The organism is Pseudomonas sp. FBCC-B1667 (assembly GCF_059133255.1).
Genome location: NZ_CP101437.1, coordinates 5,915,993 through 5,932,236, shown reverse-complemented (window position 1 = coordinate 5,932,236; position 16,244 = coordinate 5,915,993). Strand labels below are relative to the sequence as shown.

Below are 16,244 nucleotides of genomic sequence, written 5' to 3'. Positions count from 1 at the left end.
GCGGTCCCCGTAGGAGCCGGCTCGCTGGCGATGGCGTCATTTGCCTCACCACAAAACCTCAATCGAACATGAACAGCGCATCATTGCTGAACTGCGCCTCAAACCGGGCAGGCGGCATCGGCCGGCCAAACAGATACCCCTGAACCTCATCGCAACCATGCTCACGCAGGAAGTCGAGCTGCTCGTGGGTTTCCACGCCCTCGGCGATTACCGCCAGGTTCAGGCTGTGCGCCATGGCGATGATCGCCCGGGCGATTTGCGCGTCCTGTTCACCGGACGGCAGGCCATCGACGAAGGTGCGGTCGATTTTCAGCACATCAATCGGGAATTGCTTGAGGTAGTTGAGCGATGAGTAACCGGTGCCGAAGTCGTCGACCGCAATGCTCAGGCCGAGGTTCTTCAACCCGGCAAGCATCTGCATCGCCTCGCTGACTTCACGCATCAGGATACTTTCGGTCAGTTCCAGCTCCAGGCACGCCGGCGGCAGGCCGGTTTCCTTGAGGATGTTGGCGATCCGCGTGCCGAGCTGACCATCGGAGAACTGCCGCGCCGAGATGTTCACCGACACTTTCGGCACCCGCACTTTGGCCTGATGCCAGGTCTTGAGCTGGCGGCAGGCCTCGGCGATGACCCAGTCGCCGACATCCACCACCAGCCCCAGCTCTTCGAGCACCGGAATGAAATCCCCCGGTGGCACCAGTCCGCGTCGCGGATGACGCCAGCGCAGCAACGCTTCGGCACCGGTCAGCCGTTTACCATCGCCGCTGAACTGCGGTTGGTAATACAGCACGAATTCGTTCTGTTCCAGGGCGTGGCGCAGGTCGCTTTCCAGCTCCAGGCGCTCCAGGGCGCTGGCGTTCATGTCCGCCTGATAAAACTGGAAGTTGTTCTTGCCGCGTTCCTTGGCGTGGTACATCGCCGTGTCGGCGTTCTTCATCAACTGGCTGAGTTCGTTGCCGTCCTGCGGGCTCAGGGCGATGCCGATACTGGCCGTGACGAAGAACTCGCGACCTTCCAGGACAAAGGGTTTCACCAGGCTGGCGAGGATTTGTTCCGCCACGTGGATCGCCCGGTTCAGCGCGATTTCACGGTTGACCTTCGGCTGCAGCAGCAATGTGAATTCATCGCCGCCCATGCGTGCCACGGTGTCGTCATCGTCAACGCAACCGAGCAGGCGCGTGGCCATTTCCTTGAGCATGCGGTCGCCGGCGGCGTGACCGAGGGAGTCGTTGATCGGCTTGAATCGGTCGAGGTCGAGGAACATCAGCACCACCCACGACTTCTGTCGTTCCGCCGATTGCAGCGCGGTGTGCAGGCGATCCTGGAACAGCGTTCGGTTGGGCAGGTGAGTCAGCGCATCGTAGTAAGCGAGGCGGTGAATCCGCTGTTCACTGGCCTTGCGTTCGCTGATGTCGCTGAAGAAGCACACATAGCTGGCCAGGTCACCTTCATCGTCGAGCACCGCCGTGATGCCGACCCAGGCCGGGTAGTGTTCGCCGCTGCGGCGCTTGAGCCAGACTTCGCCTTCCCAGGTGTTGTTCTGATGCAGTTGCTTGAGCACGTAGCGCAGATGCGCGTCCTGCTGCTCATCGACGGTCAACATGTTCGGCAACTGGTCGAGCACCTGTTCCACGGCGTAACCGCTGACGCGACTGAACGCTTCATTGGCCTGAACGATGTAACCGGCCGGGTCGGTGATCAGAATCGCCGAGGTCGAGTGTTCAAAGACCGTGGCCGCCATGCGCAGGTCTTTTTCGGCGCGGCGCTGTTGGCTGATGTCGCGACCGACACCGAGCACGCCTTCGAAGGCACCGTGTTCGTCCCAGACCAGCACCAGCCGCAGCTCGATGGGGATCTTGCGGCCGTCGGCCCGCAGGCAATCGAACAGGAACAACTGGGTCTGCACCTGGCTGCGGAGTAGCGCCAGTTGTTCGGGTTTATCCAGGGCTTTGCTGACCCGATCCATCAGGGTGAAGATGCCGGTCAGTTGTTGTGGGTTGGCGACGATCGATTGCCAGCCGTTCTTGAAGATCCATTCCGCGTCATAACCCAGCACGGCTTGCACCGAGGGGCTGACGTAGTTGAGCGACAACTTGCTGTCGGTGGAGAAAATCACGTCGCTGATGCTTTCGGCGAGCATCCGGTAACGCTGCTCGCTGTCGCGCAACGACTCACTGGCTTCGATCTGGTCGGTGATGTCCTTGGCCACGCCAATGATGCGCGTGACCTGATTGTGCTTGTCTCGCGCCAGGGCCTGTTCGCGAATCTCGAACCGTCGCCATTTACCATCGCGGTGACGGAAGCGCAGTTGGCACTGCATCAACTGGCTGTAACCCGCCTGACGCTGGGTCTGCCGTGAACGGTGGTAGAAATCGGCGTCTTCGGGGTGCAGCAGGATTTCCCAGAAGTACTCACCCATTTGATGCAGTTCAGTACGGTCGTAACCCAGGGTCTGTCCCAGGTGGTGGTTGCTGTAAATCATCCGCTGGCTGATCACGTCCTGCACGTACAGGTGATCCGGCACGGTGCGCACCACATCTGACCAGAACCCTTCACGTTCCAGCAGCGACAGCTCGATCAGCTTGCGGCTGGTGATGTCGGTGATGCTCAGAATCACTGCTTTATAGTCGTCCTGATTCACCGGCAGGCGCAGGACCAGCCACAAATGCTGGTCGCGGTCATTGGCACCCTGCAATTTTATTTCCAGCTCAAGCTGGTTTTGCTGGTTGAGCACTGCTTCAAGCACTTGATTGCCGATGGCCGTGCCGCCCAGCGGGTTGCCATCGATCAGCAGGTTCCAGGCTTGATCGCAGGCATTGACGTTGAGCAGTTGCAGGGCCACCTGGTTGACCTCCGTAATGCGCAATTCCTGAAGCAGTTGCCGGCGTTGTTCCGGGTCCTCGAGCCAGGCATGCAGTTGTTCGTTGCTGTGCAGGTGCGCCTTGTCGAAAAGGCTCTTGAGCCCGGACATGTCGAGAACGCAGAGGGCGACGCCGGTGCCTTCGAAGATATCCTGGTAGCGTCGACGACCTTCATTCAGTTGGCGTTGACGTCGGCGCATGTTCAGCAACGCGATGAATGGCAATAAGGAGAACGCCAGACCCAGCAGGCACTTGCCGATGAAGGCCGGCAGCAGGTCTTCGAGCACGCGTTGCCGATCGAACAACCCGCGCAACTGCCAGTCGCTACTGCTCAAGGGGACGGTCAGCACACTGCTGGCCAGTTCATCGGGCGTCAGCACGGCCGGCGTGCTCGCAGGCAATGCATCATCGCGGCTGATGATCTGGCGATTGACCCGGTTCTCCACCAGCCACAGTGGGCGGATGCCGGCTTCATTTTGTTTGGTCAGGGTCGAGAAAAAGGTCGGTGACAGGCGCAAAGCCCAATAGCCTCGCGTGCTACCGCTGGCCTGATGCAACAGAAGGTGCACCACGGATCCGTCATCGGCATTGCTGAAATAGTGCACCTGAGCGTGACTGCGCCGCACCAGATCACTCAAGTAGTCGGCGTCCTGACTGTCCGCGGCGCTGTCGCTGAGTATTTTTCCGGAAGGACTGAGCAACGCCAGGCTGCGCAGTTCGGGCAATGACTGTTGCAGCTTGCGCAGCAGTACCTGTTGTTCGTCGGCACTTTGCGGTTGTTCGACGATCGGTAGCAGGTTGAGGGCGATCTGGGCGTTGAGCGCCATGTTCAGGCTGACTTGCGCGGCCAGGTCGGCAGTGTAGTCGATGGTGTATTGGCGCTGGAGTTTCTGGGTTTCGCGAAGCTGATCCAGCAACTGCCAGAACAGCAGGGCGAGCAGCAACAGGACGAGGGTGGCCAGTGCGCCTTTCAAGGTTCCGCGCAGGGGGGAGCCGGTCGCAGGACTGTGGGCGCTCACGGAAACGGGCGGAGTGGCATTAGGCAAACTGGAATCCTGCGGTTTGACTGGACTGGCGCGACGTGCACTATAAGCCTGACGCCCGAAGGGCGGCTAGCATGCCTTGAGTTGTGGCTAAGTGCCAGCCCTTGTCGGCTGGACTGCCTTCCGTCATTCAGGTAGCTTTGCCGGTTACGCGGGAGCGTTCCAGCTCCTAAAATCAGACTTTTTCAGCGTGCACGGATTGATAGCTATCATCTGGACGACGCGCACAGTCTGGCCGGGCTCCGCCTGCGCTCCAATCATTCATCTGTCACTGACCCAAGGTTCTCCATGGCTCAATACGTCTTCACCATGCATCGGCTGGGCAAAGTTGTTCCGCCGAAGCGGGAAATCCTGAAAAACATTTCTCTGTCGTTCTTCCCTGGCGCCAAGATCGGCGTACTCGGCCTCAACGGTTCGGGTAAGTCCACGCTGCTGAAAATCATGGCCGGCGTCGACACCGAGTTCGAGGGCGAAGCCCGTCCGATGCCGGAGCTGAACATTGGCTACCTGCCGCAGGAACCGATCCTGGACCCGACCAAGACCGTGCGTGAAGTGGTTGAGGAAGCGGTCAGCGTGATCAAGAACGCCCAGGCGCGCCTGGACGAGGTCTACGCGGCGTACGCTGAAGAAGATGCCGACTTCGACAAACTGGCGGCAGAACAGGCCAAGCTCGAAGCCATCCTGCAAGCCAGCGACGGTCACAACCTGGATCGCCAACTGGAAGTCGCCGCCGATGCGCTGCGCCTGCCAGCGTGGGACGCCAAGGTCGAATTCCTGTCCGGTGGTGAAAAGCGTCGTGTGGCCCTGTGCCGCCTGCTACTGTCCGCCCCAGACATGCTGCTGCTCGACGAACCGACCAACCACCTGGACGCCGATTCTGTCGCCTGGCTGGAGCACTTCCTGCACGATTTCCCGGGCACCGTGGTTGCGATCACGCACGACCGGTACTTCCTGGACAACGTTGCCGGCTGGATTCTGGAACTCGACCGCGGTGCCGGTATTCCGTACGAAGGCAACTATTCGGGCTGGCTCGAAGCCAAGTCCGATCGTCTTGCGGCCGAATCCAAGCAGCAATCGGCTCACGAAAAGGCCATGAAGGAAGAACTGGAGTGGGTGCGCAAAGGCGCCAAGGCCCGCCAGTCCAAATCCAAGGCACGTCTGCAACGCTTCGAAGAAATGCAATCGCAGGAATTCCAGAAGCGCAGCGAAACCAACGAGATCTACATCCCGGCCGGTCCACGCCTGGGCGACAAGGTCATCGAGTTCAAGAACGTTTCCAAGGGCTACGGCGATCGCGTGTTGATCGACAACCTGTCGTTCTCCATGCCTAAAGGCGCCATTGTTGGCGTGATCGGCGGTAACGGTGCCGGTAAATCGACCCTGTTCCGCATGCTGATGGGCAAGGAGCAACCGGATTCGGGCAGCATCGAAGTCGGCGAAACCGTGCAACTGGCGTGCGTCGATCAGAGCCGCGAAGACCTGGACGGCAGCAAGACTGTATTCCAGCAGATCTCCGACGGTTCGGACCAGATCCGCATCGGCAACTACGAGATCCCGTCGCGTACCTACGTCGGTCGCTTCAACTTCAAGGGCGGCGATCAGCAGAAGTTCGTCAAGGACCTGTCCGGTGGTGAGCGCGGTCGCTTGCACCTGGCCCTGACCTTGAAAGAGGGCGGCAACGTCCTGCTGCTCGACGAACCGTCCAACGACCTCGACGTTGAAACCCTGCGTTCCCTGGAAGAAGCCCTGCTGGACTTCCCGGGCGCTGCCATTGTGATCTCTCACGATCGGTGGTTCCTTGACCGCGTCGCGACCCACATCCTGGCGTACGAGGACGACTCGCAAGCGGTGTTCTTCGAGGGTAACTACACCGAATACGAAGCCGACCGCCGCAAGCGTCTTGGCGAAGCGGCTACCCAGCCGCATCGTGTACGGCACAAGAAACTGGCCTGATATCGGCTCGGTTGCAGAAAAAACGGAGCCTTCGGGGCTCCGTTTTTTTATGGGCTTTCAAATAGACCGAGTCGTCTGCATCGCAGGCAAGCCAGCTCCCACAGTTGATCTCCATTGTCAGATGCAACTCGGTCAATGTGGGAGCTGGCTTGCCTGCGAGGGCGGACTAACGGTCACCCGGTCTCTATGCCCAAAACCTCAATCACCAAATCCCCCACCGGCCGCTTCCATACCACCTCATCCCCCACTTGCGCCCCCAGCAACGCCCGCCCTAACGGTGAGCCCCAATTGATCAACCCGCTGGCGGCATCCGCCTGATCCTCCCCCACCAACTGCACACGCTGTTCGTTGCCCTGTTCATCGGCAAAGGTCACCCAGGCGCCAATCTGTACCTTGTGGGTCGAGGAGGCCGGCACGACCAACTGAGCGCTTTGCAGGCGCTGATTGAAATACCGCCAGTCACGCTCAAGGTCGGCCTGGCGCTGTTTGTCGGCCAGTTCACCTTTCGCGCTCTGTTCATTGATCAGGTTTTGCACCTCGGCGACTTTCGCCTGCAACTGCGCAAGCCCCGCCGGCGTGACGTAATTGGGTTGCGTGCTGACCTGCCGTTCAACCGGCTGATCGGCTTGCTCGGCGGCGCTATCTTCGTTGACGAATGCCCGGCTCATGGTCTTCTCCCGTTACAGGGTTTAGGCCATGGTTGCAGGGTTTTAGTTTCGGCGTATGTCTGCAAACGACTCATGGCGAGTGATAGGCACGTGGATTCGGGTTAGTAGTGATACCACTTCACCTCAAGCATCACTTCGTTCTCGGGCGTGGCGAGGTGGCTGAAGTCGCGCTGGGCGCTCAGGCGCAGGCCCAGATTGCGCGACAGCTCCCACTGCTGATTCAGGCTGATGTTGCGGCGCACTTCACCATTGGTGAAGAAATCGCCCTTGGTCTCGAGACTGAAGTTACCCAGCGGGTTTTTCCACAGCACGCCGGTGTTGAAGCCCGCGGCCGGGGCGATGAATTCGGCGAAGTCATTGTTGTGCTCGATGCGCACCGTGCCCAAGGCAAAACCGAGCAAGTCCTCGCCCAATTGCCAGGTGCCGCCGCCACCGCCATTGACGTGGCTGACCAGAGTTTCGTCGTCATGCTTGCCCGGCACACGCTCCAGCCCGCCCGTCACCTGCCACGACAGCGGTTGCAGCAGTTCGTTACGCGGGGTCAAGGAACGAATCGTCGCCAGATCCAGCTGCTGGAATTGCCAGTGATTGCCTTCGTACTGGCGCAGTTTCATTTGCAGGATTTCAATCTGGGCGCCGAGCGGGAAGCTCTCGGCGTTGTCGTTGAGATCGTGATAGGCCATGCGCAGGCCGTATTCGCCAAACGCCTTGTCACCGCGGGTGCCGATGCCGGCCTGCCAGGTACGCGATTCATGGCCATCCTCGGGCAGTCCCGGTTGCGGGATGTCCAGCTCTGGCGCCGGGTTCTGGTTGATCGCCCGCAGCAGCTCGAAACTACGCTGAGCCCGCGCCTGGTCACGTTCCTGGCCATTGGCTCGGTAGCGTTCCAGCCGATAGGCCGCGTCGATGATCAGTGCCTGACGATCCTTGGGTTGCGCCTTGAACGCGCGCGCCTGCAACTGTTTCTGATCGGCGCTGACTTTCAGCACCCATTGCTGTTCGTCAGGGTTCAGCGGTTCGGCACGACTTAACAACTCACGTTCGCGGGACGGGCGGTATTGAATGGATTCCACCAGACCGGCCTCTTTAACGGCTTTGACCGTGTCGGTCGGAATCGCAGTCAGCGGGAATTGCTCGGTCAGACGCAGGCTTGGTCGCGCCACTTGCAGCAATTCCAGCAGGCGATAGGAGCAGTTTTCGTCGAAGAAGAAATAGTCGAACTTGATCTGCTTCAGCTCCCAGACATGCTCGACCATGCGTGCGGTTTCTTCCTGGGTCAGATTCAGCCTGTATTCCCATAAGTCACGGTTTTCGAGGCTGCGGTATTCCGAGAGTTTTTCCTGGTAGGGCACCAGCGCGAACAGCCCCGGATAGCCGCCCATCAGGCCTTTCCAAGCATAGAGGATGCTGTTGTCCGAACCTTCGATGTAGGCGCCGAAGTTGATCGCGTAGCTGAGCAGGGCCGTGTGGTCGCTCTGTACATCGGCCTGGTCGATTCGTAGCAGCGTATGACCAAACATCGATGACGGACTGTTCAAATACGCTGCCGGGAAAATCATCACCGCACTGTGGGGCGAGACGTCCTTGAACCATTGCTTGAATTCGCTGCAATCCAGTGTCGGCAGATCGGTCAGGTTGAGCTGTGCTTTCAGCCAGCGGGTACGGGCCGGATAGACGCATTGGGCGTGGTGTTCGCCGGCGCTGGCCGGGGCGTACAACGCTTGCACGGTGGCGGCCAGTTCATGGTCGGGGTGTTCGTTGCCGTCGGGCGCGAGGAAGAATTTCTTGTCGCTGACATAGCTGCGCCAGCCGCCGAGCTTGGCGGTTTCGTAGTGGCCCAGGGAAATCCAGAAGGGGTCATTGGCCAGTTGCTGCAAACGTTGAGGGTCGATGTGCGGCGCGGCGGCCAGCGGGGCGCAGACACAGAGCGCCAGCCAGGCAAGGCGTTTGAGCATAGTGGGCAACTTAAGTCGAAAAAAACAAAGACCCAAAGAAGGGGCGGGCCAAAAAAATAAATCCGCTCCCCGGAGGGAGCGGGCGCATCGAGATTAAGCTTGAGTGGCGTACTTGGCCAGACGCGGATCGCTCTTGAGAACGGCCAGGGTGTTGGTATGCACGTCTTCAGCGGTCACGTCAGCCTTGCTGAAGATTTGCTGGAAGTGCTCGTGAGTGACGGCGGCGAAATGCGCACGGTCTTCCGGCGCCACGCCCAGGACCACGGCGTAAGTGGTCAGCGCTTCGCCTTGACCTTTGGCCATGTCTTCGGACAACTCGTTCATCATGCCATTCATGGCAAACCAGGATTTGCCACCGTAGGTCAGCGACGCATTCGTTGCGCAGCCGTTGGTGCCGGAGGTCATACCGAAGGTTGCGTTGCCGGAGGTGCCGTTGGTGGTGGACGCCATGAAGTGAGCCGGGGTGCCACGCTGACCTTCGAACAGCATGTTGCCCCAACCGCAATCCGGGCCGCCTGGGGCTTGCGCCATGGCGTTGAGGGATACAACGGTGAAAAGAGTACCGAGAAGAATCCGTTTCATAGCTATGTTCTCTTTGTGTGCATACCGATGGACAAGGGGTTTTGGCCCGTGCCGGCGCCAATTGGGCCGGTTATTAGTCCAGCCGCGCAGTTTGGAGTTTAGGCACGATCACGGGGTTCCGTGATTTTTTGCAAAACATTCGCCCAAATCAGTGATTTAGCCTCGGCCCGCTTGGAGATGGCAGTTTGTCTATGCTTTGACAGGCGGCGCGCCTTGCAAGTGAAGTATGAGCAGCGCCAGAATGCCGCTATCTGCCCCGCCTGATGTAAGGAAGCCCGATGCCTGATCCTGTTGCTGCCAGCTTGCGTCTAGCGCCCGAAGCGCTGACCCGTCCGTTTTCCGCTGAACAGTTCAGCTTCTCTACCACTAATGATCTGGAGCCCTTTCGCGGTGTGCTTGGCCAGGAACGTGCGGTCGAAGCCTTGCAGTTCGGTGTGGCCATGCCACGCCCCGGTTACAACGTGTTTGTCATGGGTGAGCCTGGTACCGGCCGGTTCTCGTTCGTCAAACGCTACCTGAAAGCCGAAGGCAAGCGCCTGCAGACCCCGGCGGACTGGGTCTACGTCAACAATTTCGATGAGCCGCGCGAGCCGCGCGCCCTGGAATTACCGTCGGGCACCGCCGGTGCCTTCATTGGCGACATCAACGGCTTGATCGACAATCTGCTGGCGACCTTTCCGGCAGTGTTTGAACACCCGTCCTACCAACAGAAAAAAAGCGCCATCGATCGCGCTTTTAATCAGCGTTACGACAAGGCCCTGGACATCATCGAGCGCCTGGCCCTGGAAAAAGAAGTCGCGCTCTACCGCGATGCCAGCAACATCGCGTTTACCCCAATGAGCGAAGGCAAGGCATTGGATGAGGCGGAGTTCGCCCAGTTGCCGGAAGCCGATCGCGAGCGATTCCACGAGGATATTTCCGGCCTGGAAGAGCGTCTGAATGAGGAGCTCGCCAGCCTGCCGCAATGGAAGCGTGAGTCGAGCAATCAACTGCGCCACCTCAACGAAGAAACCATCACCCTGGCCTTGCAGCCGCTGCTGTCGCCGTTGTCGGAGAAGTACGCCGAAAACGCAGCCGTGTGCGGTTACCTGCAAGCGATGCAGGTTTACCTGCTGAAAACGGTGGTCGAGCAATTGGTCGACGACAGCAAGACTGACGCCATTGCCCGCAAGCTGCTGGAAGAGCAGTACGCGCCGAGCCTGATGGTCGGGCATTCGGCCAGCGGCGGTGCGCCAGTGGTGTTCGAGCCGCACCCGACCTACGAAAACCTGTTCGGCCGGATTGAATACAGCACCGATCAGGGCGCGCTGTACACGACCTATCGGCAACTGCGACCGGGCGCCTTGCACCGGGCCAACGGCGGTTTTCTGATCCTTGAAGCTGAAAAAATGCTCAGCGAGCCGTTCGTCTGGGATGCGCTCAAGCGCGCCCTGCAATCGCGCAAGCTGAAAATGGAATCGCCGCTGGGTGAGCTGGGCCGACTGGCCACGGTGACCCTGACGCCGCAACACATTCCGCTGGCGGTCAAAGTCATCATCATTGGTGCCCGTCAGCTGTATTACACGTTGCAAGACCTTGATCCGGACTTTCAGGAGATGTTCCGCGTCCTGGTGGATTTCGATGAAGACATCCCGATGGTCGACGAGAGCCTGGAGCAGTTCGCCCAGTTGCTCAAAACCCGCACCTCCGAAGAAGGCATGGCGCCGCTGACGGCAGATGCCGTCGCACGGCTGGCGACTTACAGCGCGCGGCTGGCTGAACACCAGGGGCGTTTATCGGCGCGCATCGGTGACCTGTTCCAACTGGTCAGCGAGGCGGATTTCATTCGCCACCTGGCGGGCGACGAGATGACCGACGCCGGGCACATTGAACGTGCGCTCAAGGCCAAGGCCACCCGTACCGGGCGCGTCTCGGCGCGGATTCTCGATGACATGCTGGCCGGGATCATCCTGATCGACACCGATGGTGCCGCCGTCGGCAAGTGTAACGGTCTGACGGTGCTGGAAGTCGGTGACTCGGCCTTTGGTGTGCCGGCGCGGATTTCCGCCACGGTGTACCCGGGCGGCAGCGGCATTGTCGACATCGAGCGCGAGGTCAACCTCGGGCAGCCGATTCACTCCAAAGGCGTGATGATCCTCACCGGGTATCTGGGCAGTCGTTACGCTCAGGAATTCCCATTGGCGATTTCCGCGAGCATTGCCCTGGAGCAGTCCTACGGCTATGTCGATGGCGACAGTGCGTCGCTGGGCGAGGCCTGTACGCTGATTTCGGCCTTGTCGAAAACTCCGCTCAAGCAGTGCTTTGCGATCACCGGTTCGATCAACCAGTTCGGTGAAGTGCAGGCCGTGGGCGGGGTCAACGAGAAGATCGAAGGCTTCTTCCGCCTCTGCGAAGCGCGCGGGCTGACCGGCCAGCAAGGTGCGATCATTCCGCAGGCGAACGTTGCGACGTTGATGCTTGACGAGAAGGTGCTGGCTGCCGTGCGCGCAGGGCAGTTTCATGTTTACGCGGTGCGTCAGGCGGACGAGGCGCTGAGCCTGTTGGTCGGCGAGCCGGCCGGTGCTCCGGATGAGAATGGTGAGTTCCCTGAAGGCAGCGTCAATGCGCGGGTGGTGGAGCGTCTGCGAGTGATTGCGGAAATGATCAGCGAGGAGGACCTCAAGGAAGCCGAGAAAGAAGCTTCGCAGGAAGCGTTGGTCGAGGCCAAGCCGGCTTGATGTAAATAGATGGGGCTACGGCAATCCCTTGTGGGAGCGGCGGTGCGGCGATCCGACTTGCTCGCGAATACGGTTCTTCATTCAACAGATAAGTTGACTGACACACCGCTTTCGCGAGCAAGCCCGCTCCCACATTTCGTTCGGGGTTGAATCCGGAAAAGCGCCATCACTCTGACGTCAATATTCACACTATGACCATTCGGCGCCTTCTGGTCTCGCCTGACGTGCGGGCCAGACTTTTCTTCTATTCTCTGGTTCAAGGATATCGACAGTCATCACAGGATCGAAACAGCCTTCCCACGGGGGCTGAATACCGGATCTTCCGAGGGTCGCCGCCATGTCGCGCAACCTCTGCCTCACCCGTCAATGCCTGGGCCTAGTGACCCGTATCGAGTGTGCCATCCGCCCTCTGGCGGGAGATACGGGCATGTGGACCTTGCTCTTCGCCGCCGGAATGGCCGGCGAGCAACCTTCAGCCATCAAGGCTCAAGGCCCGTTTCATGGCCCTTTCGTGGCTGAATCCATCCTCGACACCATCGTTGAAAGCTTGACGCTGCACGGCTACGAACTGGCCGATGATCCACAAATCTGGTGCCTGCACCTGCAAGCCCAGTTGCGGGAAATCAACGGCGGCCGTTGCCGCAATCTGGGTGGTTTCGAGCACTGAAGGGTTATTGATCCAACTCGCTCAGGTCAGCCTTGGCCAGTTTGACCTCGAAACCATATTGCACAGTGGTGAGGTCGGTTCGCTGATAAGTTTCCAGACGTGTGGGCTGGCCATAGAAGTAGTGCACGTCAAATAACGCCGGGCCTTCGGCGCTGGCATCATGGGTGACCGCAAGAATCTCCTTCAGGTAGTTCCCGCTGTCGTCCCTGGCGAAAAATCGCCAGTCCTGCGCAGGAAACAGTTTCGCATCCACCACTAAAGCATTGCCTTTGAGCTCCAGGCCCTTGGGCAGTTTTTGTGCGTCGAGCGTTTGCTTGTCGACCGTGGCCAGGAACAACGGCATGGAGCCCACGGCGAACGCCGGCGTTTGCGGAAACAGGTTCAGGTCGTAGGTGATCGTGCCGCGCAGAGGGTCGACCTGATAGGCCTGCGGTGGCAGTTCGATCGGTTCATTGCGTTTGCCGCTGCTGTCAGCGGTAAAGAAACTGACCGGGCTATCGCCAGGACTGAATGAGGTGCCGAGCAGCTCGTCATTGAAGCTTCTTGGGTGGTCGAATTCGATGCGCGCAGCGCTCGGGTCTTCCACCGACTGATTGACGTTGATACTTTTTTTCAGCTGCTCCTCACTCAGCGTCGCGCCCTTGAGCCAGTTCGGTATCTGGTCGTCGTACACCACCACCGGCAAGGTCAGCGGCTGGACGGTTTTTGCCGTGGTGTGCGGGTCGAAGCGGCGCACCGGCAAGTTCAAGTCCTTGCGGGTGACGGTGGCGGTCGAGAAATCCAGCAGGCTGACTTCAAGGGTTTCGATCGGCCCGTTGAAGTACACCTTGGAATAATGCTGGCCCTGCTGCTGCTCGAACGTGCGCTGTTCGTCATTGAGCTGTTTTTCGAACGCCTCGCTCCAGGTTTTCTGTTGCTGCATTTTCGCCAGTTGTTTTTGGTAGAAGGCAATTTGCGTCGGGGTTTCATTGATCGAACCGGAGCGAGAGAGAAATTGCCCGGTGCTGTCCTTGGCCTGGACGATCAATGGGTTCAACGGGGTGTCACCGACTTCGGCGGCCACGGGTGCTCTGTTGTTGTATTCAAGCTCGGCGTAGTTCTTCCCGAACTTCAACAGGGTGACGCTGAGGTTGTCGTCGGTGCGGGTCTGGCCGACGTCCTTTTTGCTCAGATTGAAACTGTAGAGGCGGCGTGGCGCGATCACTTCTACTTTGCCGTGCAGGATCACCGGTTGCGGCTGGTTCTTTTTGTCGACATCCAGGCCATCGATGAAAGGGTAGGTCACCGTCAGGTCGTCGGGGTTGGTCAGGTTGGAACTGGACGGGCTGAGCTGAATGCCGGGATCGGTTTCCGACCACTCGGGCTGGAAGGGGATGACCCGTTTGTTGCTCAGTGTCACCGATTGCCATTCCAGGCCATGGGGAAAAAGGAACGCCGCCGGAATATTGAAGTTGAACGGGAAGACCGGTTGCAGGTCGGTCAGGTAATCGGAACTGGAATCCTTGTGCAGTACAAACAGGCCATTGATGTAGGTGTCGACCAGGGCCTGGGGCGAGGGGTAGTGCTTGAGCACGGCGAGGGCGTCTTCGCCGTATTCGGTGTCCACCGGTTTGCTGTCGAGCTTGAGTTGCGCACGTTCGAGCAGCAGCAGTGAGCCGCCGAGCTCGGACACGGCGTCCTTGAGTTTCGGGTCCTGGATCTGATCCAGCGATTGTTCGAACTGCGCGGTTTTTTCCTCGAGACTGACGTGATGCTTGTCCTCGCCAGGCGAGCAGGCGCTCATCGTCAGCGCCAGACAGATGCCGGCACTCGTTAAAGGCAATCGCACATCCATTTCCAGTCTTCCTGTCCGATGTCGCTGAGCGGTCAATAGTCTGGACACTAGCAGAAAAAATTTGTGACACACGCGCAGGTGGCGGATTTTCCGATGGTTTCTGGCAGCTTCTGGATAGCGACAGGTGGCTGGTATACTCGCGGCCATTTTCAACCCCTGTGTGAGATTCAATGGAACGCTTTATCGAAAATGCAATGTACGCCTCCCGCTGGCTACTGGCGCCGATCTACTTCGGGTTGTCGCTTGGGCTGCTCGCGCTGGCGCTGAAGTTCTTCCAGGAGGTTTTTCACGTTATTCCCAACGTGTTCTCGATGGCGGAATCGGACTTGATCCTGGTGCTGCTGTCGCTGATCGACATGGCGCTGGTGGGCGGTTTGCTGGTTATGGTGATGATTTCCGGTTACGAGAACTTCGTCTCTGAACTGGACATCGATGACCACAAGGAAAAGCTCAACTGGCTGGGCACCATGGATTCATCGTCCCTGAAGATGAAAGTGGCTGCTTCCATCGTGGCGATTTCCTCTATCCACCTGCTTCGCATCTTCATGGACGCCAAGAACGTCGATCCCGAGCATTTGAAGTGGTACGTGATCATTCACATGACGTTCGTCGTGTCGGCGTTTGCCATGGGCTATCTGGACAAGCTGACCAAACACTGATTCTCACTCCTGTAAGGGGATTGGGTCGAACCGGACGGGCGGTGTCATTGCTGGCTTGTGCTTTGATGCGCAGGGGCCTATGCCTGTAATAAGTCTTGGCTCGCCATTGTCTGAGGTACGCTCATGAACCTTGTTGAACTTCGCGCTTATGCCATCGCAGGGAAAGTCGATGAGCTGAACCTGATTTCCATGGAAGGCGGGATTTACTTGCTGGAAGCGCGCATGCACGGTGCCGCGTATCCCTTGAGCGATGCCCACGACCATATGTTCCATGTGCGCTCGGTCGAGCATGCACGTCAGGTGCTTCATGATTTCCCTTCCTTGCCCTTTAATCTCGTTCACGCCTCGGTTCATGATGAAATGTGTGGGTTGGGCGGGAGCGTTGGGGAAGCTCTGAAGGTGCCGATTGCCTTCCGCTCTTCTTGGGATCACTGACAGCCCTCATCAGGAAGATGTCAACTGTGCTAGTCTGCTGGCCCTTTTGGTTCCGGGCGCTCCGGGACGCGCTGTGCACGCACGGCAAGTTCCCGGGCCGTCCGCACAGCGGAGCAGTGTCATGTCCGAAGTAAATCTGTCCACCGACGAAACCCGCGTCAGCTACGGTATTGGCCGTCAGCTGGGCGACCAACTGCGCGACAATCCGCCACCGGGCGTTAGCCTGGACGCGATCCTGGCGGGTTTGACCGACGCCTTCGCCGGTAAGGAAAGCCGTGTTGGCCAGGAAGAAATGTCCGCGAGCTTCAAGGTGATCCGCGAAATCATGCAAGCCGAAGCGGCTGCCAAAGCTGAAGCGGCTGCTGGCGAAGGCCTGGCTTTCCTGGCTGAAAACGCCAAGCGTGATGGCATCACCACCCTGGCTTCCGGCCTGCAATTCGAAGTGCTGACTGCCGGTGAAGGCGCCAAGCCGACCCGTGAAGATCAAGTGCGTACTCACTACCACGGCACCCTGATCGACGGCACTGTGTTCGACAGCTCCTACGAGCGCGGTCAGCCGGCAGAATTCCCGGTTGGCGGCGTGATCGCTGGCTGGACCGAAGCCTTGCAACTGATGAATGCCGGCAGCAAATGGCGTCTGTACGTGCCGAGCGAGCTGGCTTACGGCGCTCAAGGCGTTGGCAGCATTCCGCCGCACAGCGTACTGGTGTTCGACGTCGAACTGCTCGACGTACTGTAATGCCCTGATGTTGGAACGAGCTCGGTAAAATGTGGGGGCGGGCTTGCTCGCGAATACGGTCTGACAGTCAGCGATGATGTTGAATGTTATGGCCTCTTCGCGAGCAAGCCCGCTCCCACAGGGCTCGCTTC

General features: G+C 59.3%; 11 protein-coding genes. 6 read left to right on the top strand and 5 right to left on the bottom strand.

The window, feature by feature from the left end; translation table 11 throughout:
- Positions 1–58 precede the first annotated feature (58 nt).
- Positions 59–3,907 (bottom strand): sensor domain-containing protein, encoded by a 3,849-nt coding sequence (locus NL116_RS27385; RefSeq protein ID WP_494374839.1) that lies wholly within the window; start codon positions 3,905–3,907, stop codon positions 59–61.
- Positions 3,908–4,192: 285 nt separating this feature from the next.
- On the opposite strand from NL116_RS27385, the gene ettA reads away from it, so the two are divergent.
- On the top strand, positions 4,193–5,857 hold the full coding sequence (gene ettA, locus NL116_RS27380) for an energy-dependent translational throttle protein EttA (protein ID WP_123433500.1): 1,665 nt from the start codon (positions 4,193–4,195) through the stop codon (positions 5,855–5,857).
- A gap of 173 nt (positions 5,858–6,030) precedes the next feature.
- Here the strand turns inward: ettA and NL116_RS27375 are convergent, their stop codons facing one another.
- From NL116_RS27375 to NL116_RS27365, 3 genes are all read right to left on the bottom strand, one after another.
- Entirely contained in the window at positions 6,031–6,525 is a 495-nt protein-coding gene (locus NL116_RS27375; RefSeq protein ID WP_494374838.1) for a GreA/GreB family elongation factor, read from the bottom strand.
- Positions 6,526–6,626: 101 nt separating this feature from the next.
- Positions 6,627–8,480, bottom strand: coding sequence for an Lnb N-terminal periplasmic domain-containing protein (locus NL116_RS27370; protein WP_494374837.1), 1,854 nt, complete (start codon positions 8,478–8,480; stop codon positions 6,627–6,629).
- A gap of 93 nt (positions 8,481–8,573) precedes the next feature.
- Positions 8,574–9,062, bottom strand: coding sequence for a DUF3015 domain-containing protein (locus NL116_RS27365; protein WP_123433504.1), 489 nt, complete (start codon positions 9,060–9,062; stop codon positions 8,574–8,576).
- A 278-nt stretch (positions 9,063–9,340) separates the two neighbouring features.
- On the opposite strand from NL116_RS27365, the gene NL116_RS27360 reads away from it, so the two are divergent.
- A complete protein-coding gene (locus tag NL116_RS27360) occupies positions 9,341–11,779 on the top strand; it encodes a Lon protease family protein (protein WP_494374836.1) in 2,439 nt (812 codons plus the stop codon).
- Between the two features lie 337 nt (positions 11,780–12,116).
- Positions 12,117–12,446, top strand: a complete 330-nt coding sequence (locus NL116_RS27355) for a PA4575 family protein (protein ID WP_027924208.1) — start codon at positions 12,117–12,119, stop codon at positions 12,444–12,446.
- A gap of 4 nt (positions 12,447–12,450) precedes the next feature.
- Here NL116_RS27355 and NL116_RS27350 read toward each other — a convergent pair whose 3' ends face one another.
- On the bottom strand, positions 12,451–14,280 hold the full coding sequence (locus NL116_RS27350) for a hypothetical protein (protein WP_494374835.1): 1,830 nt from the start codon (positions 14,278–14,280) through the stop codon (positions 12,451–12,453).
- Between the two features lie 170 nt (positions 14,281–14,450).
- On the opposite strand from NL116_RS27350, the gene NL116_RS27345 reads away from it, so the two are divergent.
- The 3 genes from NL116_RS27345 (at position 14,451) to bamJ (ending at position 16,113) form a co-directional block, all read left to right on the top strand.
- A complete protein-coding gene (locus NL116_RS27345) occupies positions 14,451–14,939 on the top strand; it encodes a TIGR00645 family protein (RefSeq protein ID WP_027924206.1) in 489 nt (162 codons plus the stop codon).
- Positions 14,940–15,062: 123 nt separating this feature from the next.
- Positions 15,063–15,374 (top strand): DUF6482 family protein, encoded by a 312-nt coding sequence (locus NL116_RS27340; protein ID WP_494374834.1) that lies wholly within the window; start codon positions 15,063–15,065, stop codon positions 15,372–15,374.
- Between the two features lie 121 nt (positions 15,375–15,495).
- Positions 15,496–16,113, top strand: a complete 618-nt coding sequence (gene bamJ / locus NL116_RS27335) for a BamJ family beta-barrel-assembly machinery protein (RefSeq protein WP_008028844.1) — start codon at positions 15,496–15,498, stop codon at positions 16,111–16,113.
- The last annotated feature ends 131 nt before the right edge of the window (positions 16,114–16,244 follow it).